A 21715-nucleotide genomic window follows, 5' to 3' on the forward strand; every position below is an offset into this window, starting at 1 on the left:
GCCGCGCTGGGCGCGCCGCGCCGCCTCAGCGCCGGCCTGCTGACGCTGGCGGTGCCGGCGCTGGCCGCCGCGCTGTACCTGCAACTGGGCACGCCCGACGCGCTTGATCCGAACCGCATGACGGCCTCGGCCGAGCAGGCGCGCCAGACCGAGCTGGCCGAGCTGGTGGAAGGCATGGCGGCGCAGATGAAGAAACAGCCGAACGACGTCGCCGGCTGGACCATGCTGGCGCGCTCCTACGCCAGCATGGGCAATTTCGAGGACGCCGCCAACAGCTATCGCCACCTGATCAGCCTGGACCGCGACAACCCCGACCTGCTGGTCGACTTCGCCGACGTGCTGGCCATGTCGCGCGGCAAGACCATGCAGGGCGAGCCGGAACAGCTGGTGCAGCAGGCGCTGCGCATCGATCCGGAAAACGTCAAGGCCCTGTCGCTGTCGGGCAGCACCCTGTTCGAACGCGGCGAATATGACGGCGCGATCCGGCAATGGAAAAAAATCCTGCCGCTGGTGCCGCCCGATTCGGAAACCGCACGCAACACCATCGACAGTATCGGCATCGCGCAACAGCGCGAGGCGGAACTGAAAGCCCCCTGATTTCTTACTTGAGAGGTAGACCATGAAGATGCATATCGCGGCCGTGTTGGCCATTACCAGCAGTTTCATGTTGGGCAGCGCGTTGGCTGCAGATACGCCGGCGCCGGCTGCGGCCTCGCCGCACGCGGGCATGCACGGCCAGGCCGCCAGCGCCGAGCCGCTGAAACCGTTGCCGAAGCAGGACAAGCTGACCGTGCGCGGCTGGTCGTCGCCGGCGCCGGCCGCGTGGACGCCGGTGCAGCCGGCCAGCGCCATGCGCGCGGCGCAGTTCATCCTGCCGGGCGGCACCGGCAAGACCGACGATGACGGCGAGATGGTGGTGTACTTCTTCCCGGCCGGCGACGGCGGTTCGCAGGACGCCAACATCCAGCGCTGGACCGCCGAGGTCACCGATGCGGCCGGCAAGCCGGTCAAGCCCGCCGTCACCACCAGCAAGACCGGCATGACCAAGGTCACGCTGGTGACGCTGCAAGGCGCCTACACGCGCGGCGCCAACATGCTGCCGGACGCCAAGCGCAAGACCGGCCAGACGCTGATGGTGGCGATGGTCGAGACCACCATGGGCCGCATCACCTTGCAGGCCTATGGCCCGAGCAAAACCGTGGCGGCGCACCGCGACAGTTTCATCAAGCTGGCCAACGGTTTCGTGCCGGGCTGATTGTTATGGCTTGATCCGCAGTGTGCGCGCCACCAGCGCCGCATTCTGCGGACTGTCCCATTCCTTGCTGCCGTAATGGCGCGCCAGGATGCGGCCGTTGGCGTCCACCAGCAGCGTCAGCGGAATGCGGTCGGCGCCCAGCATGGTTTCCAGTTGCAGCGCGTGGTCGAGGAAATTCGGGAAGCTGACGCGCGCGTCTTTGAGGAAGGCGCTGGCGTCGTTGCGGTAATCGTCGGTGGAGATGCCGATCACGTTGAACTGGCCGGCATAGCGGCGCGCCAGCCGGTCCACCGACGCCATCTCGGCGCGGCACGGGCCGCACCAGCTGGCCCAGACGTTGATCAGCAGCGGCTTGCCGCGGAAGGAGGACAGGTTGCGCGCCGCACCGCCCAGCGGGTCGAGCGCGGCCTGGCGCAGCGGGGCGCCGACCGCGACCGGATCGGCGGCGCTGGCGTTGCCCAGGGCCAGCGCCAGCAGGAGGAACAGGGTTTTCATGGAGCGCAAGTATAGAGACCTTGCGCCCCTGCAAACCTTGACTTACATCAACTCCACCTCGATCAGCGCATCGTTGGAATAGCGCTTGTTGCCGATGGGAGCGGAATACGACTTGCCGTCCTTGGCGACCTTGAGCGGCACCCGCACCTCGCCGTCCACCAGCGTGGCGCTGGCGATCGCCACATCGCTCTTCACGCCCATGTCGAAGTCCTTGAAGCCGCACCAGTCGGTGCTGAGCATCAGGGTGTTGATCATGGCGCGCATCAGGAAGGGGATGTAGTTCTTCGCCACCGCCATCAGCACGCGGCACTCGAGCCGGATGTCGCCCAGCCGCCGCATGCCTTCCGGCACGCCGGGGCTGCGCACCAGCGGCATGAAGCCGTAGTAGTCCTTTTTCTGGTTGAGCACGACGTCGGCGTTTTCGTCTTCCGCCTGCTCGTTGCGCGGCAGCAGAAAGCTGTGCTGGGCGTCCAGCGGCAGCGCGATGTCGGTCTTCTCGCCGGACAGCCGCACGGCCAGGCTGTCGAGCGCACCGGCCGGCGCCTTGCCGCGCGGCGTCATGCGGAAGCGGACTTCGGTGGCCCTGGGCGCCAGCTCGTGGTTGTCCTCGAAGGCATCCAGCCCGGACAGCATGTAGCGGTACGGCTGCAGGTCCGGGCTGCGGGTGCCGTTGACGACCACCATCGGGCCCGGATCGTCCTCCGGTTCCGCCGCCATCGCCGGCTGCCACAATATCGGCAGCAGCAACAGCAGCGGAACAGCGCGCAGCTTAGACTTCCTCACGGCGACGGCGCATGTACACGGCGACGGCGATCATCGCGATACCGGCCACGACGCCGACCCACACGCTCGGTCCGGCCAGGGTCTCCCACGAAGTCCTGAAGATGGCGTCCGGCAGCGGCGGTCCGTTGCCTTCGTGCGACAGGGTGACGGTGTCGCGGCTGAAGGCGAACCACGATCCCGGCACCACGCCCAGCAGGATGCGGTTGGTGATGTGGCTGGCGAACCAGGGCGCGTTGATGCCGAAGTGCAGCGCCTTCTGCGCCCACAGCAGCAGCAGCGTGGTGATCACCGGCGTGCCGACCGCCCACAGGAATACCTTGGAACGCGCCATGCTCGACACCATCAGCAGCCAGCCCACGGTCGGCAGCGCCCACAGCACGTACACCGGCAGCAGGCCCACCAGCCGCAGCGGCGCCAGGTAGAACTCCGGCGAACCCAGCACGGCGCCGAACAGATTGGTGCCATGGTTCAGCAGGATGGCGCAGCTGACCACCAGCACCAGCAGGCCCAGCACAATGGTGATGCCCATCGTGATCAGCGGCGCCACCACCATCGCCAGCAGCACCTTGGACAGCACGGTGGTGGCGTCCGACACCGGCAGCGATTTCCAGAACAGCAGGCTGCGGTCGCGGCGCTCGTCGTGCAGCGCGCCGAGGCAGTAGAAGAACACCAGCAGGCCCAGCACCATCAGCACCGGCATGCCCGCGCCGAGGTAGGCCTGGGCCAGCGTGTCGGCGATGCGCGCGCGCACCGCGCCTTCGATGGTGACCGTGCCGATGGCCTGGCCTTCGATGAAGATGCTGTCCAACTTGCCGAGGAACAGGGCGCTCAGCGCGAGCAGGGCGATGGCCGAGGCGATCGCCACCGGGGTCCACACCAGCATGCCCTTGTTTTCCCACATCTCGCGCTTGATCAGCCATTTCATGGTTTTCATGCGTAACTTCCTTTCATGGTCGCAACGAACAGGTCAGCCACGCTGGGCGTGCGCAGTTCGCCGAAATTGGCCAGTTGGCCCCGCTGGACGCCGTCGAACAGCATCACCGGCTTGCCGAACACGGTGCGCTGGCTGACCGGCTGCAAGGCGTTGGCGGCGGCGACGAATTGCGGCTCGACCATCACCTCGGTGAAGCGCTCGCCCACCTCGTCCATGCTGGCGGCCAGCGCGATCCTGCCGTTTTCGATGAACAGCAGGTCAGTGAGGATGTGCTCGACTTCCTCGATCTGGTGGGTGGTGATCAGGATGGTCTTGTTCTCGTCGAAGTAGTCTTCCAGCAGGTTCTGGTAGAACTGCTTGCGGTACAGGATGTCCAGGCCCAGCGTCGGCTCGTCCAGCACCAGCAGCCTGGCGTCGATCGCCATCACCAGCGCCAGGTGCAGCTGCACCACCATACCCTTGGACATGGCCTTGACCTTCATGTCCGGCGTCAGCTTGGTGTTGGCGATGTACTGCTCGGCCTTGGCGCGGTTGAAGCGCGGGTGCACGCCTTCGACAAAGGCGATCGCGTCCTTGACCTTGAGCCAGCGCGGCAGGATGGCGACGTCGGCGATGAAGCAGACTTCGTTCATCAGCGCCTCGCGCTGGGTGCGCGGGTCCATGCCGAGCACCGACAGTTCGCCCTGGAACTGCGTCAGGCCGAGGATGGCCTTGAGCGTGGTGGTCTTGCCGGAGCCGTTGGGGCCGATCAGGCCGACGATGCGGCCCGCCTCGACACTGAAGCTGGCGCCATCCAGCGCGGTCTGCTTGCCGTATTGCTTGCGCAGGCCGCCGGCGGTGATGACGGCGCTCATGCCGCACCTCCCGGCGCCGCCTTCAGCAGCGCTTCCAGGTCCAGGCCCAGGCGGCGGATACGTTCCAGCATCACCGGCCAGTCTTCGCGCAGGAAACGTTCGCGTTCGCTGGCCAGCAGTTTGTCGCGGGCGCCATCAGTTACGTACATACCTAATCCTCTCCGTTTTTCCACCAGCGTTTCGTCCACCAGTTCCTGGTAGGCGCGCGATACCGTGATGGGGTTGAGTTGATAATCGGCGGCGATCTGCCGTACCGAGGGCAGGGCGTCGCCCGGTTTGAGCAGGCCGTCGAGCATCATGCCGACCACCTTGTCCTTCAGCTGCCGATAGATCGGCGCGTTGTCATTCCACATACATGTTTACCCCTTACGTGTGTTGATGAAGTGGTGTTGTAGTGAACTATAACACTAGGAATCAAAAAGGCAAGCAATGTTTATATTTTACCGACGCACGATTGAAACAAGTTCATTATTGATGGAATGCTATATAGTCACCGAGTAACCTCAACTAACACACTAGGGGATTTATGAGTGCCAATAACATCGCTCAGCGCCTGAGCACGCTGATCACACAGCACGAAAGCAGCATTCTGGCGGCCTGGACCGCCGAACTCGGCAGCAAAACCTTCCGCAGTGACGAAGCGTCGGTGCAGCGCCACACGCGCCAGTTCCTGGCCCTGCTGCCGGCCGCCATCGCCACCGGCGGCACCGACGACATCAATCACCGCAACTGGGACGAGGTGCGCAACCTGCTGAACGAAATCTCGGCGCAGCGCGCCAAGCAGGGATCGACGCCGAACGAGACCGCGACCTTCGTGTTCTCGCTCAAGCAGCCGCTGTTCACGCTGCTGCGCACCGAGCTGGCGGCGGAGCCTGGCGTGATGGCGGAAGTGTCGTGGGCGGTCAGCACCTTGCTCGACCAGCTGGGCCTGTACACGGTGGAAGTGTTCCAGAAGAGCCGCGATCAGATTATCGTGCGCCAGCAGCACGAGCTGATGGAGCTGTCGACCCCGGTGGTCAAGCTGTGGCAGGACATCCTGGCGCTGCCGCTGATCGGTACGCTGGACAGCGCGCGCAGCCAGGTGGTGATGGAAAGCCTGCTGGAAAAAGTGGTGGAAACCGGCGCCGCCATCGCCATCATCGACATCACCGGCGTGCCGACCGTCGACACCCTGGTGGCGCAGCACTTGATGAAAACCATCGCCGCCGCGCGCCTGATGGGCGCTGACTGCATCATTTCCGGCATCCGTCCGCAGATCGCCCAGACCATCGTCCACCTGGGCGTGAACCTGGAAGACGTGATCACCAAGGCCACCCTGGCCGACGCCTTTGTCGTGGCGCTGGACCGGGTTGGCGCCACCATCAGCCGCAAGGGTTAAACGCACGATGGAACGCATACCTATTCTGCGTATCGGCGACCTGCTGCTGGTGACCATCCAGGTCGACATGCACGACCGCCTGGCCATGACGCTGCAGGACGACCTGACCGAGCGCATCGTGCGCGACCGCGCCAAGGGCGTGCTGATCGACATTTCCGCGCTGGACCTGGTGGATTCGTTTATCGGCCGCATGATCAGCAACACCGCCGCCATGGCGCGCGTGCTCGACGCCCAGACGGTGCTGGTCGGCATGCAGCCGGCGGTGGCGATCACGCTGGTGGAACTGGGCTTGACCTTGCCCGGCGTGAAAACCGCGCTGAATGTCGAGAAAGGCATGAAGCTGCTAGGGAAGAGCTACGAGTGATGAACACCGCAACCGTGGATGTCAGCCGCTACCGCTCGCCCCTGGTGAACAGCTATGTTGACCGCGCCGACCTGCATCAAGTTTTGCCGCTGGAGACCGACGAACACGTGGTGGCCGTGCGCAAGGCGGTACGCGAGCACGCCATCGACATGAAGCTGAGCCTGGTCGACCAGACCAAGCTGGTGACCGCCGCCAGCGAACTGGCGCGCAACACCATCAAGTACGGCGGTGGCGGCGTGGTGGTGCTGGAACGGCTGCGCGACGGCCTGCGCAAGGGATTGCGGCTGGTGTTTGCCGACACCGGTCCCGGCATCGAGGATATCGAGCTGGCCTTGCGCGATGGTTACACCAGCGGTGGCGGGCTGGGACTGGGACTGGGCGGCACCAAGCGCCTGGTCGACGAATTCAATATAGACTCACGCCCCGGCGAGGGCGCAGCGGTAGCGATTATTAAATGGAAAATCTAAGCAGTTCGCTCGACCCCGCCGCATGGATCAGCATCAGCCATGCGAGCGACGTCGGCGCCGCCCGCCGCAGCGGTCAACTGCTGGCAACGCAGCTGGAGATGGACGAGACGCGCAGCGGACAGCTGGCCCTCATCATCACCGAAGCCGCCACCAACATCCTCAAGCATGCCGGCGAGGGGCGCCTGCTGGCGTCCATCGTCAACCACGCGGACCAGGCCTGCATCGAAGTGCTGGCCATCGACGACGGCCCCGGCATCGGCAACCTGACACAGGCGATGACCGACGGCGTGTCCAGCGCCGGCACCGCCGGCACCGGGCTGGGCGCGATCCGCCGCCTGGCCGACCAGTTCGACGTGTACGCGCCGTCCGGCAAAGGCACGGTGTTGTTCGCGCGCCTGTGGCGCACCGCGCCGCCGGCCAAACAGGAGGAATTTGCCAGTGGCGGCGTCTGCCTGCCGCTGGCCGGCGAAACCGAGAGCGGCGACGCCTGGGCCGTGGCGCGCCAGGCGGGCCGCGTCACGCTGATGCTGGCCGACGGCCTGGGCCACGGCGAGCAAGCCGCCAAGGCCGCCGCCGCCGCACTGGAGACCTTGTCGGCGACGCCGGCGTCCGGCCCGCAACGGCTGATCGCCTCCTGCCACGAAGCGCTGCGGCCGACGCGCGGCGCGGCGCTGGCCATCGCCATGCTCGACCCGTCCCAGCAGCAACTGACGTTTGCCGGCATCGGCAATGTCAGCGCCAGCGTGTATGCGGATGGCGCGCGACGCCACCTGATGTCGCACAACGGCATCGTCGGCCACAATATGCGCACGGTGCAGGAACTGAGCTTTCCATGCCCGGCCGGTGCGCTGGTGATCCTGGCCAGCGACGGCATCACCACCCAGTGGGATCTGGCCCACTATCCGGGGCTGGAAGCGCGCACGCCGGCGATTATCGCGGCGGTGTTGCTGCGTGACCACAGCCGTGGCCGCGACGACGCCAGCGTGCTGGTGGCCGCCATGCCGGGGAGCGCATGATGCCCTTCGTTCGCATTCTGCAGGTCGGCATCGACAGCGCACCGGATGTGGTGGCGGTACGGCAGCGTGCGCGGCAGATCGCCGGCATGCTCAATTTCGGCGTGCAGGACCAAGTGCGCATCGCCACCGCCGTGTCGGAAGTGGCGCGCTGCGCCTACGGCCGCCTGTCCGGCGGGCGGGCGACGTTTGCCATCAACGCCCAGCACAAGCCGCCGCAGTTGCGCGTGATCGTCAGCGCCGAGGGCGCGGCGCGGCCGCCGGCCAGCATCGAGATCGAGACCGCGCCGCCGCAGCTGGACGTGGCGCTGGTGACGGCGCAGCGCCTGATGGACGACTGCAGTGTGGTCAGCGCCTCGGCCAGCTCGCTCAACGTGGTGATGAACAAGACGCTGCCGCCGATGTCGGAAGTGCAGGCGCAGGAACTGAGCACGCAGATCGGCGCGCGGCTGGCCGCCATGCCGGTGCAGAGCACCTATACCGAGATCGAGCAGCAGAACCGCGAGCTGGCGCAGGCGCTGGCCGAACTGCGCGAGCGCCAGGATGACCTGCTGGCGCTGACGCGCGAACTGGAAGACACCAACCGCGGCGTGGTGGCGCTGTACGCCGAGATCGAGGAAAAGGCCGAGCGGCTGCGCAAGGCCGACGAAATGAAATCGCGCTTCCTGTCCAATACCAGCCACGAGCTGCGCACGCCGCTCAGTTCCATCCGCGCGCTGACCCAGCTGCTGCTGGACCGCATGGACGGCCCGCTGACGCCGGAGCAGGAGCGCCAGGTGGCCTTCATCGCCAGCGCCGCCGGCGACCTGTCGGAACTGGTCAACGATTTGCTGGACCTGGCCAAGATCGAGGCCGGCAAGGTCGAGGTAACGATGGCGCCGATCAGCATCGGCGAGATGTTCAGCGCGCTCAAAGGCATGCTGCGGCCGCTGACGCGCCACTCGACGGTGGAGCTGGTGTTTGTCGAGCCGGCGCCGACCACGCTGGTGTCGGACGAAGGCAAGGTGACGCAGATCCTGCGCAACTTCATCTCCAACGCGCTCAAGTTCACCGAGCAGGGCCAGGTGGTGGTGGAGTTGGTGGATGAAGCCGAGGGCCGCATCACCCTGGCCGTGACCGACAGCGGCATCGGCATCAGCCCGGAGAACCAGCAATTGATTTTCGAAGAATTCAGCCAGATCGAGCACCCCTTGCAGCGCCGCGCCAAAGGCACCGGCCTGGGACTGCCGCTGTGCCGCAAGCTGGCCACGCTGCTGGGCGGCGAGGTCGAGGTGCATAGCGCCGAGGGCCAGGGTTCGACGTTCTATCTGCGGCTTCCCGCCGTTCCCCATGAATAAGGATACCGTCATGGATAACAGTTCCATCCTGATCCTCAACGTCGACGACAACGACGGCGCCCGCTACGTCAAGACGCGCATCCTGAAAAGCGCCGGCTTTGCCGTGATCGAGGCCGCCAACGGCACCGATGCGCTGGAGATGGCGCGCAAGCAGGCGCCGGCGCTGGTGCTGCTGGACGTCAAGCTGCCCGACATCAGCGGCATCGAAGTGTGCCGCCGCATCAAGGCCGACGTGGCCACCTGCACCGTGCTGGTGTTGCAGACCTCGGCCGCGCTGATCGGCCGCGACGACAAGATCCGCGGCCTGGACGGCGGCGCCGACAACTACCTGGCCGCGCCGATCGAGGCCGATGAACTGATCGCCAACGTCAACGCGCTGCTGCGCCTGCAACGCACGCAGATGGACCTGCGCAACAGCGAGGAACGCTTCCGCCAGCTGACCGAAAACATCGAGGACGTGTTCTGGATGTTCGGCGTGGCCGACCACCAGCTGCTGTACGCCAGCCCGGCCTACGAACGCCTGTTCGGCCGCCCGCTGGCGCAGTTGCAGCAGTCGCCGGACGACTGGCTGGAGGCGGTGCACGCCGACGACCGCGCGCTGGTGCAGGCCGACTGGCTGGCGTTTGCCAACAGCGGCCATTACGACCAGGAGTTCCGGCTGGGGCAGGACGAGGCCATCCGCTGGGTGCGCGACCGCGCCTTCCTGGTGCGCGACGACCAGCAGCGGCCGTACCGCATCGCCCGCATCACCAGCGATATCAGCGAGCGCAAGAACATGGAAGGTCTGCTGCGCCAGGCGGACGAACACAAGGACGATTTCTTGGCCACGCTGGCGCACGAACTGCGCAATCCGCTGAGTCCGATCCGCAGCGCCGTGACGCTGATGAACACGGTGCCGGCGACGCAGCCGGAAGTGCACCAGCGCGCCCGCGACGTGATCCTGCGCCAGGTCGACCATCTGACGCACCTGGTGGACGACCTGCTGGACGTGGCGCGCATCTCGCAGGGCAAGCTGACCTTGCGCCAGCAGGATGTGGAATTGCATGCGGTGGTCGATCCGGCCATCGAGACGGTCAAGGCGCTGTTCGAGGCGCGCGGGCACGTGCTGACGGTGGACCTGCCGCCGCAGCCGGTGTGGCTGCACGGCGATCCGGTGCGGCTGTCGCAGATCATCGGCAACCTGCTGCACAACGCCGCCAAGTTCACCGATCCCGGCGGCCGGATTGCCGTCCGCGCCACGCTGCCGCAGCCGGAGCGCATCCGCATCGCGGTGACCGATAACGGCATCGGCATCACCTCGTACAACCTGGCGCGGATTTTCGACATGTTCGCGCAGGGCGCCTCGACCCGCGACCGCGTGCACGACGGGCTGGGCATCGGCCTGTCGCTGGTGTCCAAGCTGGTGGAGATGCACGGCGGCACGGTGCAGGTGCGCAGCGACGGCATCGGCCAGGGCAGCACCTTCATCATCGAGTTCCCTTTGCAGCAGCCGGCGCTGGTGACGCCGGTGGTGGCGGAAGCGGCGCCGCTGCTGGGCGCGCAACGCCTGCTGCTGGTCGACGACAATATCGACTCGGTGGGCGTGATGGCCGAGCTGCTGACGCTGATGGGGCACGAGGTGCACACGGCGCACAACGCCGAGGATGCGCTGGTGCTGGCGCGCGCGCAACTGCCGCAGACCATCGTGCTGGACCTGGGCCTGCCGGGCACCGACGGCTACACGCTGGCGCGCATGCTGCGCGCCGAGCCGGCGTTTGCGCACACGCGGCTGATCGCCCACACCGGCTACGGTTCCGACCAGGACCGCGAGCGCACCCGCGCCGCCGGTTTCGACTTCCACCTGGTCAAGCCGGCCAACTTCGACGACCTGGAGCAGGCGCTGCGGCCGGTGGCCTGACGTCAGCCCGCGCCTTGCAGCAGTTTCAGCTGCAAGGCGTTGAGGATGGCGGCGCCGGAGGCGGTGTTGTCGAAGATGCACCAGCCGTTGCGGTCTTGCAGCCACGCCGCCACGCCGGCCAGGTAATCTTCATCATAGGACGAATAGTAGATGCGCGGACTGCCGTGCAGGCGCACGTAGGCGTCATCCGTGGTCGCCACATACGGCCCCGGCTGGCCGGCCGGCGGATCGGCGATCACGCGCGTGATGCGGTGGCGTTGCAGCAGGGCGCTGGCGTCGTCGCCGAACCAGCTGCCGTGGCGCGCCTCGCAGGCCAGCATGCCATCGAAACGGCCGCGCAGTTGGTGCAGGAAGTCATCCGCCACGGTCGCATCCAGCGCCAGGCTGGGCGGCAGCTGCACCAGCACGCAGCCCAGCTTGCTGCCCAGCGCGCCGGCCTCGGCGGCGAACCGGTCGAGCAGGGCGGCGACATCCTTCAGGCGCCGCTCGTGCGTGATGGTTTTCGGCAGCTTGACCGAGAAGCTGAAATGGTCCGGCACGCTGTCGGCCCAGCGCGCGTAGGTCTGCGGCTGGTGCGGGCGGTAGAAGGATGAGTTGATTTCCACCGCGTTCAGCACGGCGGCGTAGCGTTCCAGATGGCTGCCCGCGCCGTCAAAAGACGGCGCGGCGTCGCGGCTGATACTCCAACCGGCACAACCCAATCGCGTCAGAGTCATATAATGCGCAGGTTCCGTATTTTTGAAGGATGTTGCAATGGATCTTAAACGCTACGCCAAAATCGCCGCGCCACTCATGCTGGCCGGCCTGGTGGCCGCCTGCGCCAGCCTGATCGGCCCGCGCGAAGTGGTGCTGCCGCAGGAGCGTCTGCAAGCCAGCCTGGACCGCAAGTTCCCGCTGCACCAGCGCGCGCTGGGCGTGTTCGAGGTCGAACTGAGCCATCCACGGCTGGCGGTGATGCCGGAGAACGACCGCGTGGCGCTGACCGTGGATCTGGGCGTGACGCCGCTGCTGGCGCGCCAGTCCTGGCATGGCAGCATGCTGGTGTCCGGCCGCATGCGGGTGGATAGCGTGAACAACGCCATTTATATCGCCGACGCCCATGTCGACCGTTTCATCGTCGACAACATGGACGAGGGCAAGCAGGCGCAATTGGCCAGCGTGGCCAATCTGCTCAGCGACAAGCTGATCCGCGATGTGCCGTTGCATACCTTCCGCCCGGAAGAGTTGCGCTATGCCGGCGTGCAGTTCGTGCTGACCGGCATCGATACCCGTCCCGGCGGTCTGGTGGCCAAGTTGCAGCCGGCGCAGTAGGAATTTCGCGCCGGCCGGCTGCATTTCGCGCCGCGCCGGCGCATTTCGTCGCATGGCAATCCGTCGCGCCCGGGCCGGGCGCATAGTGGCTACATCGCAGTTCAACCACTACTTAAACGGAGCACGCCATGATCCAGCAAATCGTTTCCCACACTCCTCTCTACGTCTGGGCCCTGTTGGCCTTCCTGCTGTACCGCGGCTGGCTGGCCAGCAAGGACCGCGAAACCACGCTGCAAAAAGTGGCGCTGATTCCACTGGTGATGGTGGGGCTGGCGCTGTCCGGCATGCACACCGGCGGCGTGCTGGGCGAGGGCGTCTGGGCGGTCTGGGCGCTGGGTGCGGCGGCTTCGGCGGCGGCGATCTGGATGTTGTCGACCAGCGAAGTGGTGGTCAACCGCGCGGCCGGCACCGTCTGCCAGCGCGGCAGCTGGATGCCGCTGGGCCTGATGGTTGGTATTTTTGTCACGAAATACACGGTGGCGGTGGCCTCGGCCATGCATCCCGAACTGGCGCAAAGCCTGGTTTTTGCGACCGCTGTTACCTTGCTGTTCGGCGTGTTCAACGGCCTGTTCCTTGGTCGCCTGGCGCGCTATGCCGCCGCCTGGCTGCGCCAGCCGGCGCCGGTCGCCGCCTTGTGATGCGGGGCCAGAGCTTCTACAATCTGTTCCATTGTTTAATTGTAGAGGCAAGTCATGACGATTTTCGGTATCGGGTTGCATGTGCTGGTGGCGATTTTCTTCGCCATCCACGCCATCCGCAGCGGCCAGCAGTTGTACTGGGTGGTGATTCTGTTCCTGTTCCCCGGCCTCGGCAGCATTGTGTATTTCTTCGCGGTCTACCTGCCCAATTCGAAATTGCAGCACGGCGCCCGCAAGGCGGTAAACGTAGCGGCCAGGACGCTGGACCCGGGTCGCGAACTGCGCGAGGCGCGCGATGCCTACGAATTCACGCCGACCGCGCAGAACCAGATGCGTCTGGCCAGTGCCTTGCTGGAAGCTGGTAACGCCGAGGAAGCTGCCGCCACCTACGAAGCGTGTTTGCAGGGGCCGTTTTCGGGTGATCTGGAAATTCGTCTTGGTGCGGCGCGGGCCACGCTGGCCAGCGGTAGGGCGGCAGCGGCGGTGGCGCATTTGCAGACCATTCGCGGTAGCGATGACAAGTTCCGTCCCGAGCAGGTGTCGTTATTGCTGGCGCAGGCGCTGGCGGCGGCAGGCCGTCAGGATGAGGCGCGGGCCGAGTTTGAGTTGGCGTTGAGTCGGTATAACAGCTTTACGGTGCAGGCCGAGTTTGCAATTTGGGCGGCTGGGGTGGGTGATGCGGAGCGGGCGAATCAGTTGTATGCGGAATTGCAGCGGACCATGGAGCGCTGGGCGCGGCATACGCGGGATTTGAATCAGCAGCTGGTGCGCCGCCTGAATACCGCAATGTCCTCGATGAATCGTTAGTACCCCCAAACGAAAGGGTCTGACCCCGTACGGGGTCAGACCCTGGCCGCAGTGGTGTGCGGGTTGTACGGGTGCCGCAAGCTGTTACAGCAGTACCGCGCCACTCAAATCATGGCGTGTTATCTTGCCCTGCGCGTCTATGGCAATCCAGCCCCCGCGGGGTGGGGTCGCATCCACCTCCCAATCCGGCAGCACATAGCGCCGTTTGTCGCCGATGTGATGCAGCGCGGGGCGGTGCGTATGGCCGTGAATCATGACATCAGCCCCAGTTTCGGCAAACACCCCGGCAATCGCCTCGGGGGTAACGTCCATAATCTCATAGGACTTGCCGCTCTGCTCCTTGCGGCTGTCGGCGCGCAAACCGGCCACGATGGCCTTGCGCTGCGCCAGCGGCATGGCGGTGAATTGCGCCTGCCACGCGGGCTGCCGCACCATGGCGCGGAATTCCATGTATTTGATATCTTGCGTGCACTGGGCGTCGCCGTGCAGCACCACCACGCGCTGGCCGCCGATGTCGGCAATCCAGGTCTCGGGCAGCAGGGTCAGGTTGACGGCTTCCGCAAAGCGGGCGCCAACCAGGAAATCGCGGTTGCCGGCGATCCAGTAGACCGCCACGCCGGCGTCGCTGACGGCGCGTAGCGCCGCGACCACCTGCGTGTGGAAGGGATCGGCGATGTCGTCATCGCCGGCCCAATACTCGAACAGATCGCCGAGCAGATACAGTTGCTGCGCGTGCCGCGCATGCCGCTCCAGAAAGTCGAAAAACGCCGCACTGGTCGCGGGATGCGCAGGCTGCAAATGCAGATCGGAAATGAACAGCGCGCAGACTTCAGACATTGCTTAGGCTGCCAGTTCGATGCTTTCGATGATCACGTCTTCCGCCGGCACGTCAGCGAACATGCCGCTGCGGGTGGTTTTGACTTTCTTGATCGCGTCCACGACTTCGGTGCCTTCCACCACTTTGCCGAACACGGCGTAACCCCAGCCGTCCTGGCCTGGGTAGTCCAGGAAGGAGTTGTTTTTCACGTTGACGAAGAACTGGGCCGATGCCGAGTGCGGCGCCGAGGTGCGGGCCATCGCCAGGGTGTATGGCTCGTTTTTCAGGCCGTTCTTGGCTTCGTTTTCCACGGTGGTGTCGGCTGGCTTTTGCTTCATGCCTGGCTCGAAACCGCCGCCCTGGATCATGAAACCGTCGATGACGCGGTGGAAAATGGTGTTGTTGTAGTGGCCGGCTTCCATGTAGGCCAGGAAGTTGGCGACCGATTTTGGCGCTTTTTCCGCGTCCAGTTCGGCGGTCATGGTGCCCAGGTTGGTTTTGATGATTACTTTGGTCATTTTATTAGTCCTGAATAGGTTAAAAAATCCGGCAAGGCCGCTATTTTACTGTTTTGGCTGGATTGGTGTCTTCAAAATCGTCGCGGACTTCACGGTGACGGGCACGACCGGCAAGTTCTGGAACATGCCCTTGTCATCCACCAGCACCGCCTTGATCTTGTCGACGGTCTCCTGGCCCTTGATGACTTTGCCGAACACGGCATAGCCGCCGCTGCCGTCCGGGCCCGGCGCGTCCAGCCCCGCATTGTCCTCGACGTTGATGAACCATTGCGAGGTGGCCGAGTTCGGATCTCCCATGCGCGCCATGGCCAGCGAGTACTTGACGTTGTGCAGGCCGTTGCTGGCTTCCAGCGGGATCGGCTTGTTGGTCGGCTTGCCCTTGAGCTTTTCGTCGTAGCCGCCGCCCTGGATCATGAAGCCGTCGATCACGCGGTGGAAGATGGTGTTCTTGTAATAGCCGGATTTCACGTAGGCCAGGAAGTTGTCGACTGACTTGGGCGCCTTGTCATGGTCCAGTTCCAGCACGATATCGCCCATGGTGGTCTTGAGCTCCACCTGCGGCGCGGCGGCCAGGACGGCGCCGGACAGGGTCAGGCCGGCGAGGGCGGTCATCACTGTTTTGTACATCGGTCTTCCTCTTGTTGATGTTGAATAGGCAAAATCCCGTTGCAGATGCGGCCTATGCTGTTTTTATCAATGCTATACTTGTTCCATTCTACCCCTTAGAAGGTGGAAACAAGAACATTCCCGAGGTTCCCCCAGGCACACGATGACAACTGGTGCGCGCTGTTTCAGATGACGCGCCGGGCCATTGTATTGTCCGAGGCACCCAGTAAAACGCATGAGTCCGATGAGCAATTTAAAGATTTACAACACGCTGGCGCGTGACAAGCAGACCTTCGTACCTGTCGAGCCGGGCAAAATCCGCATGTATGTCTGCGGCATGACCATCTACGACTACTGCCATATCGGCCACGCCCGCATGATGATGGCGTTCGACGTCATGTACCGCTGGCTGATGGCGTCCGGTTATGAGGTCACCTACGCGCGCAACATCACGGACATCGACGACAAGATCATCAAGCGCGCGGTGGAAAACGGCGAGACCATCTCGCAGCTGACCGGCCGCTTCACTCGCTACATGGACGAAGACACCACGGCGCTGGGCATCCTGCCGCCGACGCTGGTGCCGCGCGCCACCGAATACGTGCCGCAGATGCTGGCGCTGATCGAAACGCTGGAATCGAAAGACCTGGCCTACCAGGGCGAGGACGGCGACGTCAACTACGCGGTGCGCAACTTCCCGCAATACGGCCGCCTGTCGGGCAAGTCGCTGGACGACCTGCGCGCCGGCGAGCGCGTCGATGTCAACACCGGCAAGCGCGATCCGCTCGATTTCGTGCTGTGGAAGGCGTCCAAGGAGTCCGAGCCGGAAGAGGTGAAGTGGGATTCCAAGTGGGGCAAGGGCCGTCCGGGCTGGCACATCGAGTGCTCGGCCATGTGCTCGGCGCTGCTGGGCGAGCATTTCGACATCCACGGCGGTGGCGCGGACCTGCAGTTCCCGCACCACGAGAACGAAATCGCGCAGTCGGAAGGCGCGTTCGGCCGCAAGATGGTCAACTACTGGGTGCACAACGGTTTCGTGCGCGTGGATAACGAGAAGATGTCCAAATCGCTGGGCAACTTCTTCACCATCCGCGACGTGCTGAAGAAATACGATGCGGAAGTGATCCGCTTCTTCATCCTGCGCGCCCACTACCGCAGCCCGCTGAACTATTCGGACGCCCACTTGGACGACGCCCGCGTCGCGCTGACCCGCCTGTACACGGCGCTGGACGGCGTGGACGGCGACGGCGCCGCGCTGGATTGGCAGGAGGCGCACGCCGTGCGTTTCGCCGAGGCGATGGACGACGACTTCAACACGCCGCTGGCGCTGGCCGTGCTGTTCGACCTCGTAAGCGAGCTGAACAAATCGAAATCGCCGCTGCTGGCGCGCCAGCTCAAGGGCCTGGCGGACGTGATCGGCCTGCTGGCCCGCACGCCGCAGCAGTTCCTGCAGGCGGCCGTGGGCGGCGAGGGCGGCGATGACGCCGGCATCGTCGACGCCATCGCGCGCCGCGCGGAAGCCAAGAAGGCCCGCAACTTCGCTGAATCGGACAAGATCCGCGCCGAACTGCTGGCCCAGGGCGTGGTCCTCGAAGACAAGCCTGACGGCACCACCAACTGGCGCCGCGCATAACTATGGTCAACGCCAAGGACAACGAGGGCGCAGGCAGCCCGGTATCGGCCGTGCCGCCGTACTGGGAGCAAGCCAAGATTGAGCTCATGAAGCGGGACCGCATCATGAACAAGCTCATCCCGCAATTTGGCGACCTGCACCTGGTCGGCCATCACGACCCGTTTACCACCTTGGCGCGTTCCATCGTCGGCCAGCAGGTGACCGCCAAGGTGGCCGATGTCGCCTGGAAGAAATTGCTGGTGATCAGCCCGAAATGTACGCCGGCGCAAATCATCAAGGCCGGCGCCGAGCAGTTGAGCGCCTGCGGCCTGTCCAAGCGCAAGACCGAATACATCCTCGACCTGGCCGACCACTTCAAGAACAAGCGCGTGCATACGGCCCAGTGGGACCAGATGGACGACGAGGCGGTGATCGCCGAGCTGGTGCAGATCCGCGGCATCGGCCGCTGGACAGCCGAGATGTTCCTGATATTTAATCTGCTGCGGCCCAATGTTTTGCCGCTGGACGACCCCGGTCTGATCCAGGGCATCAGCCAGAATTACTTCTCCGGCGAGCCGGTGTCGCGCAGCGATGCGCGCGAGGTTTCCGCCAATTGGGAGCCTTACCGGACGGTAGCCACCTGGTACTTATGGCGTAGTTTGGATCCGGTTGCTGTAGAATAGATACTCTAATCGCTGCGCGAGGCCTTTTTGTGTCCGTCACAAGGAGCCAACTGAGCCGCAGCCGAGAATAAACACGGAGGTACAATGACCAAAACGACTTTCCTCAATTTTGAGCAACCGATTGCTGAACTCGACGGCAAGATCGAAGAATTGCGCTTCGTCCAGGACGATTCGGCAGTCGATATCTCTGAGGAGATCGACCGTCTGGCCAAAAAGAGCCAGCAACTGACCAAGGACATCTACGCCAAGCTGACGCCATGGCAGGTCTCGCAGATCGCGCGTCACCCGCAACGTCCATACACCATGGACTACGTGAACGAAATCTTCACCGACTTCCACGAACTGCACGGCGACCGCACCTATGCGGACGACCTGTCGGTGGTCGGCGGCCTGGCGCGCTTCAATGGCCAGGCCTGCATGGTCATCGGCCACCAGAAGGGCCGCGACACCAAAGAGCGCGCCATGCGCAACTTCGGCATGCCGAAGCCGGAAGGCTACCGCAAGGCCATGCGCCTGATGAAGCTGGCCGAGAAGTTCGGTATTCCGGTGTTCACCTTCGTCGACACCCCGGGTGCGTTCCCGGGCATTGACGCGGAAGAGCGCGGCCAGTCGGAAGCGATCGGCCACAACCTGTACGTGATGGCGGAACTGAAAGTGCCGCTGATCGCCACCATCATCGGCGAAGGCGGCTCCGGCGGCGCGCTGGCGATTGCCGTGGCTGACCAGGTCATCATGCTGCAATACGCGACCTACTCGGTGATCTCGCCGGAAGGTTGCGCCTCGATCCTGTGGAAGACCTCCGAGCGCGCCGCCGATGCGGCCGAAGCGCTGGGCCTGACCGCACACCGCCTGAAAGCCATTGGCCTGATCGACAAGATCGTCAGCGAACCGCTGGGCGGCGCGCACCGCGATCCGAAACAGATGGCAACGCTGCTGAAACGCGCGCTGGCCGACTCGCTGCGTCAGTTCCACGGCATGAAAACCAAAGACCTGCTGGAAGCCCGTCACGAGAAGCTGATGAGCTACGGTAAGTTCAAGGAAACCACGCCGCAAGAATAATTCCGCGCGACGTGAACACCGACCGGGGGCTTGTGCCCCCGGTTTGCATTTGGAGCAGACAGTGAAGCAGCAGAAGCCAACCCTTACCTCAACCTTTGAACAAGCTGTCGGCGCCGCGCGCGCCCAGAGCGGCGCGGGCGAGGGCGCGGCCCGGCGCATCGCCGTCGCCCTCAGCGGCGGCCTGGACTCGTCGGCCCTGCTGCACCTGGCCCACGCCTACGCGCAGGCGCACGGCGTGGCGCTGTACGCCTTCCACGTCCACCACGGCCTCAGCCCCAACGCCGACGCCTGGCTGGCCCACTGCGAACAAGCCTGCGCCACCCTGGGAGTCACCTTCGAAGCGCGCCGCATCCAGCTGCAAGACCAGAAAAAGTCCGGCACCGAAGCGGCCGCCCGCAAAGCCCGCTACGCCGCGCTGGGCACGCTGTGCCACGAACACCAGGTCAACCTGCTGCTGACCGCCCACCACCTCGACGACCAGGCCGAAACGGTGCTGTTGCAACTGCTGCGCGGCTCCGGTCCGGCCGGCCTGTCCGGCATGGACGCCGCCAACGCCGCGCCCGACCTGCTGAACAACGCCACGCTGGTGATGGCCCGTCCGCTGCTGCCGGCCTCGCGCAAGCAGCTGGAGGCCTATGTCGCGCAGCACAACATCAGCCACATTCACGACGAATCCAACGACGACCCACGCTACGCCCGCAACGCGCTGCGCCACACCGTGATGCCGGCGCTGGAAGCGCATTTTCCCGGCTTCCAGGAGCGCTTCGCGCGCAGCGCCCAGCACGCGCAATCGGCCACCCGTCTGCTGACCGAGCTGGCCGAGCAGGATCTGGCCGCCGCGCTGGACGGCGACACCCTGGACATCAGCAAGCTGCGCGCACTGAGCCAGGACCGCAGCTACAATCTGCTGCGCCACTGGTTTGCCACGCGCGGCTACAGCATGCCGAGCACCGCCTGGCTGTCCGAAATGCTGACCCAGCTGCTGGAAGCCAAATACGATGCACAGCTGCTGGTCACGCATCCAGACTGCCACGTGCGCCGCTACCGCGACCGCCTGCACCTGACGCCGAAGCTGGAAGAACTGGAAGGCGAACGCGAAGACCAGTTCGACGACAAGCCCGGCACCAACTTCATCTGGAACGGCGAAGCCGAGCTGTCCTTCCCGGCCTACGGCGGCGTGCTGCACTTCGAGCCGGCCGACGAAGGCTTTGATCCCGCCTGGCTGCGCAGCCAGCCGCTGCTGATCGAGTTCCGCCGTGGCGGCGAACGCCTGAAGCTGGCGCCGAACCGCTCCACGCGCCCGGTCAAATACCACTACCAGGCGCTTAACATCCCGGCCTGGGAGCGTGGCCGCCTGCCGGTGGTCAAAAATGCAAAAGACCTGCTGTTCGCCGCCGGCATCGGCATGGACTGCCAGCATGTCGGCGCGGGAGCAGGGCGGGTGCGTCTGCGCTGGCAAGCTGTATAGACATTAACCCCCTATCTGCCGAATTTTGTATGTAGATATGTCTATTCAGTATGAGATTATGAGTTTTTTGACTTGTTATTTTGCACTGCGGCAGGTAGAGTTTAGGGTTCCATTTACCTTTATTTGAGCGGAAAACTCTCTGTTATGGCTTTAATCGTGCACAAATATGGCGGTACGTCGATGGGTTCGACGGATCGTATCAAGAACGTCGCGCGGCGCGTCGCCAAGTGGCATGACGCCGGGCACCGCATCGTGGTCGTGCCGTCGGCAATGTCGGGCGAAACCAACCGCCTGATCGCCCTGGCCAAGGAAATCCAGGCCCAGCCGGACCCGCGCGAACTGGACATGATCGCCTCGACCGGCGAGCAGGTCTCGGTCGGCCTGCTGTCGATGGCGCTGCTGGCGATTGGCAAGAAAGCCGTGTCCTACGCCGGCTGGCAAGTCGCGATTAAAACCGATTCCGCATTCACCAAGGCCCGCATCCAGTCGATCGACAACGAAAAGGTCAACCGCGACCTGGACGATGGCAAGATCGTCATCATCACCGGTTTCCAGGGCGTGGACGAGGGTGGCAACATCTCGACCTTGGGCCGTGGCGGTTCGGACACTTCCGCCGTGGCGATCGCCGCCGCGATGAAGGCCGACGAATGCCTGATCTTCACCGACGTTGACGGCGTCTACACCACCGACCCGCGCGTGGTGTCGGAAGCGCGCCGGCTGAAGGCGATCACGTTTGAAGAAATGCTGGAACTGGCGTCGCTGGGCTCGAAAGTGCTGCAGACCCGTTCGGTGGAATTTGCCGGCAACTACCGCGTGCCGACCCGCGTGCTGTCGTCGCTGACCGACCCGATGCTGGACCTGGAAGTGGAAGCCAACTCGGGCACCCTGATTTCGTTTGAGGAAGATAAAAACATGGAACAAGCAGTCATCTCCGGTATCGCCTTTAACCGCGATGAAGCCAAAATCACCGTGCTGGGCGTGCCGGACCGTCCGGGCGTGGCCTACCACATCCTGGGCCCGGTGGCCGACGCCAACATCGAAGTCGACATGATCATACAGAATCAGTCGGTCGACGGTAAAACCGACTTCACCTTCACCGTGTCGCGCAACGACTACGTGCGCGCGATCGACGTGCTCAACAGCACCAAGGAACAACTGGGCGCTGCCAGCATCACCGGCGACGCCAAAGTGTCGAAAATCTCGGTGGTGGGCGTGGGCATGCGCTCGCACGTGGGCGTGGCCTCGCAGATGTTCCGCACGCTGTCGGAAGAGGGCATCAACATCATGATGATCTCGACCTCGGAAATCAAAATTTCCGTGCTGATCGACGAAAAATACATGGAACTGGCCGTGCGCGCGCTGCACAAAGCGTTCGAGCTGGAAAAGGCATAATTTTCTCAAAAAACCGTCAAGTTGCCT

At 64.5% G+C, this 21715-nt stretch carries 25 protein-coding genes; 16 read left to right on the plus strand and 9 right to left on the minus strand.

Annotated elements, in window-relative coordinates; genetic code table 11:
• Both GJ695_RS18305 and GJ695_RS18310 read left to right on the plus strand, forming a co-directional pair.
• On the plus strand, positions 1–597 hold a 597-nt coding region (locus GJ695_RS18305), incomplete at its 5' end, for a tetratricopeptide repeat protein (RefSeq protein ID WP_154367222.1).
• 22 nt (positions 598–619) lie between these two features.
• Positions 620–1255: a hypothetical protein gene (locus GJ695_RS18310; protein ID WP_154367224.1), complete on the plus strand. Its 636-nt coding sequence runs from the start codon at positions 620–622 to the stop codon at positions 1253–1255.
• Between the two features lie 3 nt (positions 1256–1258).
• Here the strand turns inward: GJ695_RS18310 and GJ695_RS18315 are convergent, their stop codons facing one another.
• Genes GJ695_RS18315 through GJ695_RS18335 form a run of 5 tightly spaced genes read right to left on the minus strand, consistent with a single transcriptional unit; the run spans position 1259 to position 4674 of the window.
• Positions 1259–1750, minus strand: a complete 492-nt coding sequence (locus tag GJ695_RS18315; protein WP_154367226.1) for a TlpA family protein disulfide reductase — start codon at positions 1748–1750, stop codon at positions 1259–1261.
• 42 nt (positions 1751–1792) lie between these two features.
• On the minus strand, positions 1793–2533 hold the full coding sequence (locus GJ695_RS18320) for a hypothetical protein (protein ID WP_371866562.1): 741 nt from the start codon (positions 2531–2533) through the stop codon (positions 1793–1795).
• On the minus strand, positions 2520–3467 hold the full coding sequence (locus GJ695_RS18325) for a hypothetical protein (protein WP_154367228.1): 948 nt from the start codon (positions 3465–3467) through the stop codon (positions 2520–2522). The genes GJ695_RS18320 and GJ695_RS18325 overlap by 14 nt, the downstream gene beginning before the upstream one ends.
• Complete coding sequence (locus tag GJ695_RS18330; protein WP_154367229.1) at positions 3464–4321, minus strand: ABC transporter ATP-binding protein; 858 nt, start codon at positions 4319–4321, stop codon at positions 3464–3466. The genes GJ695_RS18325 and GJ695_RS18330 overlap by 4 nt, the downstream gene beginning before the upstream one ends.
• Positions 4318–4674 (minus strand): GntR family transcriptional regulator, encoded by a 357-nt coding sequence (locus tag GJ695_RS18335; protein WP_154357966.1) that lies wholly within the window; start codon positions 4672–4674, stop codon positions 4318–4320. The genes GJ695_RS18330 and GJ695_RS18335 overlap by 4 nt, the downstream gene beginning before the upstream one ends.
• Before the next feature lie 173 nt (positions 4675–4847).
• Between GJ695_RS18335 and GJ695_RS18340 the strand changes: the two genes are divergently transcribed.
• From GJ695_RS18340 to GJ695_RS18365, 6 genes are read left to right on the plus strand one after another with little or no spacing between them, the layout of a single operon-like run.
• Positions 4848–5699, plus strand: a complete 852-nt coding sequence (locus GJ695_RS18340) for an STAS domain-containing protein (protein WP_154367232.1) — start codon at positions 4848–4850, stop codon at positions 5697–5699.
• Between the two features lie 7 nt (positions 5700–5706).
• Entirely contained in the window at positions 5707–6063 is a 357-nt protein-coding gene (locus GJ695_RS18345; RefSeq protein WP_154367234.1) for an STAS domain-containing protein, read from the plus strand.
• Positions 6063–6530, plus strand: a complete 468-nt coding sequence (locus tag GJ695_RS18350) for an anti-sigma regulatory factor (protein WP_154357963.1) — start codon at positions 6063–6065, stop codon at positions 6528–6530. Before GJ695_RS18345 ends, GJ695_RS18350 begins: the two co-directional genes overlap by 1 nt.
• The gene (locus tag GJ695_RS18355; RefSeq protein WP_154367236.1) at positions 6518–7546 is read left to right on the plus strand and encodes an ATP-binding SpoIIE family protein phosphatase; all 1029 of its coding nucleotides are present in this window, start codon (positions 6518–6520) and stop codon (positions 7544–7546) included. The genes GJ695_RS18350 and GJ695_RS18355 overlap by 13 nt, the downstream gene beginning before the upstream one ends.
• Entirely contained in the window at positions 7543–8880 is a 1338-nt protein-coding gene (locus GJ695_RS18360; RefSeq protein ID WP_154367238.1) for an ATP-binding protein, read from the plus strand. Before GJ695_RS18355 ends, GJ695_RS18360 begins: the two co-directional genes overlap by 4 nt.
• Positions 8881–8890: 10 nt before the next feature.
• Complete coding sequence (locus GJ695_RS18365; RefSeq protein WP_229260437.1) at positions 8891–10777, plus strand: hybrid sensor histidine kinase/response regulator; 1887 nt, start codon at positions 8891–8893, stop codon at positions 10775–10777.
• Between the two features lie 2 nt (positions 10778–10779).
• Here GJ695_RS18365 and GJ695_RS18370 read toward each other — a convergent pair whose 3' ends face one another.
• On the minus strand, positions 10780–11493 hold the full coding sequence (locus GJ695_RS18370) for a DUF72 domain-containing protein (RefSeq protein ID WP_154367242.1): 714 nt from the start codon (positions 11491–11493) through the stop codon (positions 10780–10782).
• Between the two features lie 37 nt (positions 11494–11530).
• Between GJ695_RS18370 and GJ695_RS18375 the strand changes: the two genes are divergently transcribed.
• From GJ695_RS18375 to GJ695_RS18385, 3 genes are all read left to right on the plus strand, one after another.
• Positions 11531–12088: a YceB family lipoprotein gene (locus tag GJ695_RS18375; protein ID WP_154367244.1), complete on the plus strand. Its 558-nt coding sequence runs from the start codon at positions 11531–11533 to the stop codon at positions 12086–12088.
• Between the two features lie 128 nt (positions 12089–12216).
• Positions 12217–12726, plus strand: coding sequence for a DUF6622 family protein (locus GJ695_RS18380; RefSeq protein WP_154367246.1), 510 nt, complete (start codon positions 12217–12219; stop codon positions 12724–12726).
• A 54-nt stretch (positions 12727–12780) separates the two neighbouring features.
• Positions 12781–13533: a tetratricopeptide repeat protein gene (locus tag GJ695_RS18385; RefSeq protein WP_154367248.1), complete on the plus strand. Its 753-nt coding sequence runs from the start codon at positions 12781–12783 to the stop codon at positions 13531–13533.
• 84 nt (positions 13534–13617) lie between these two features.
• Here GJ695_RS18385 and GJ695_RS18390 read toward each other — a convergent pair whose 3' ends face one another.
• Genes GJ695_RS18390 through GJ695_RS18400 form a run of 3 tightly spaced genes read right to left on the minus strand, consistent with a single transcriptional unit; the run spans position 13618 to position 15495 of the window.
• Complete coding sequence (locus GJ695_RS18390) at positions 13618–14370, minus strand: UDP-2,3-diacylglucosamine diphosphatase (protein ID WP_154367250.1); 753 nt, start codon at positions 14368–14370, stop codon at positions 13618–13620.
• A gap of 3 nt (positions 14371–14373) precedes the next feature.
• On the minus strand, positions 14374–14868 hold the full coding sequence (locus GJ695_RS18395) for a peptidylprolyl isomerase (protein WP_154367252.1): 495 nt from the start codon (positions 14866–14868) through the stop codon (positions 14374–14376).
• Positions 14869–14913: 45 nt separating this feature from the next.
• Entirely contained in the window at positions 14914–15495 is a 582-nt protein-coding gene (locus tag GJ695_RS18400) for a peptidylprolyl isomerase (RefSeq protein ID WP_154367254.1), read from the minus strand.
• Between the two features lie 223 nt (positions 15496–15718).
• On the opposite strand from GJ695_RS18400, the gene cysS reads away from it, so the two are divergent.
• The 5 genes from cysS to GJ695_RS18425 all read left to right on the plus strand — a co-directional run bounded on the left by cysS (position 15719) and on the right by GJ695_RS18425 (position 21688).
• Complete coding sequence (gene cysS / locus GJ695_RS18405; protein ID WP_154367256.1) at positions 15719–17107, plus strand: cysteine--tRNA ligase; 1389 nt, start codon at positions 15719–15721, stop codon at positions 17105–17107.
• Positions 17108–17109: 2 nt separating this feature from the next.
• Positions 17110–17769 (plus strand): DNA-3-methyladenine glycosylase family protein, encoded by a 660-nt coding sequence (locus tag GJ695_RS18410; RefSeq protein WP_154357983.1) that lies wholly within the window; start codon positions 17110–17112, stop codon positions 17767–17769.
• A gap of 84 nt (positions 17770–17853) precedes the next feature.
• On the plus strand, positions 17854–18828 hold the full coding sequence (locus tag GJ695_RS18415; protein ID WP_072786763.1) for an acetyl-CoA carboxylase carboxyltransferase subunit alpha: 975 nt from the start codon (positions 17854–17856) through the stop codon (positions 18826–18828).
• A gap of 61 nt (positions 18829–18889) precedes the next feature.
• Positions 18890–20296, plus strand: coding sequence for a tRNA lysidine(34) synthetase TilS (gene tilS / locus GJ695_RS18420; protein ID WP_166455137.1), 1407 nt, complete (start codon positions 18890–18892; stop codon positions 20294–20296).
• 144 nt (positions 20297–20440) lie between these two features.
• Positions 20441–21688, plus strand: a complete 1248-nt coding sequence (locus tag GJ695_RS18425; RefSeq protein ID WP_154357949.1) for an aspartate kinase — start codon at positions 20441–20443, stop codon at positions 21686–21688.
• Positions 21689–21715: the final 27 nt, after the last annotated feature.

The sequence above is a fragment of the Duganella alba genome, assembly GCF_009674495.1.
Lineage (GTDB): Bacteria > Pseudomonadota > Gammaproteobacteria > Burkholderiales > Burkholderiaceae_D > Rugamonas > Rugamonas alba.

Coding starts and splice junctions, on each gene's coding strand:
- GJ695_RS18310 (WP_154367224.1), top strand. CDS start 620: ATGAAGATGCATATCGCGGCCGTGTTGGCCATTACCAGCAGTTTCATG.
- GJ695_RS18315 (WP_154367226.1), bottom strand. CDS start 1,750: ATGAAAACCCTGTTCCTCCTGCTGGCGCTGGCCCTGGGCAACGCCAGC.
- GJ695_RS18325 (WP_154367228.1), bottom strand. CDS start 3,467: ATGAAAACCATGAAATGGCTGATCAAGCGCGAGATGTGGGAAAACAAG.
- GJ695_RS18330 (WP_154367229.1), bottom strand. CDS start 4,321: ATGAGCGCCGTCATCACCGCCGGCGGCCTGCGCAAGCAATACGGCAAG.
- GJ695_RS18335 (WP_154357966.1), bottom strand. CDS start 4,674: ATGTGGAATGACAACGCGCCGATCTATCGGCAGCTGAAGGACAAGGTG.
- GJ695_RS18340 (WP_154367232.1), top strand. CDS start 4,848: ATGAGTGCCAATAACATCGCTCAGCGCCTGAGCACGCTGATCACACAG.
- GJ695_RS18345 (WP_154367234.1), top strand. CDS start 5,707: ATGGAACGCATACCTATTCTGCGTATCGGCGACCTGCTGCTGGTGACC.
- GJ695_RS18350 (WP_154357963.1), top strand. CDS start 6,063: ATGAACACCGCAACCGTGGATGTCAGCCGCTACCGCTCGCCCCTGGTG.
- GJ695_RS18355 (WP_154367236.1), top strand. CDS start 6,518: ATGGAAAATCTAAGCAGTTCGCTCGACCCCGCCGCATGGATCAGCATC.
- GJ695_RS18360 (WP_154367238.1), top strand. CDS start 7,543: ATGATGCCCTTCGTTCGCATTCTGCAGGTCGGCATCGACAGCGCACCG.
- GJ695_RS18365 (WP_229260437.1), top strand. CDS start 8,891: ATGGATAACAGTTCCATCCTGATCCTCAACGTCGACGACAACGACGGC.
- GJ695_RS18370 (WP_154367242.1), bottom strand. CDS start 11,493: ATGACTCTGACGCGATTGGGTTGTGCCGGTTGGAGTATCAGCCGCGAC.
- GJ695_RS18375 (WP_154367244.1), top strand. CDS start 11,531: ATGGATCTTAAACGCTACGCCAAAATCGCCGCGCCACTCATGCTGGCC.
- GJ695_RS18380 (WP_154367246.1), top strand. CDS start 12,217: ATGATCCAGCAAATCGTTTCCCACACTCCTCTCTACGTCTGGGCCCTG.
- GJ695_RS18385 (WP_154367248.1), top strand. CDS start 12,781: ATGACGATTTTCGGTATCGGGTTGCATGTGCTGGTGGCGATTTTCTTC.
- GJ695_RS18390 (WP_154367250.1), bottom strand. CDS start 14,370: ATGTCTGAAGTCTGCGCGCTGTTCATTTCCGATCTGCATTTGCAGCCT.
- GJ695_RS18395 (WP_154367252.1), bottom strand. CDS start 14,868: ATGACCAAAGTAATCATCAAAACCAACCTGGGCACCATGACCGCCGAA.
- GJ695_RS18400 (WP_154367254.1), bottom strand. CDS start 15,495: ATGTACAAAACAGTGATGACCGCCCTCGCCGGCCTGACCCTGTCCGGC.
- cysS (WP_154367256.1), top strand. CDS start 15,719: ATGAGCAATTTAAAGATTTACAACACGCTGGCGCGTGACAAGCAGACC.
- GJ695_RS18410 (WP_154357983.1), top strand. CDS start 17,110: ATGGTCAACGCCAAGGACAACGAGGGCGCAGGCAGCCCGGTATCGGCC.
- GJ695_RS18415 (WP_072786763.1), top strand. CDS start 17,854: ATGACCAAAACGACTTTCCTCAATTTTGAGCAACCGATTGCTGAACTC.
- GJ695_RS18425 (WP_154357949.1), top strand. CDS start 20,441: ATGGCTTTAATCGTGCACAAATATGGCGGTACGTCGATGGGTTCGACG.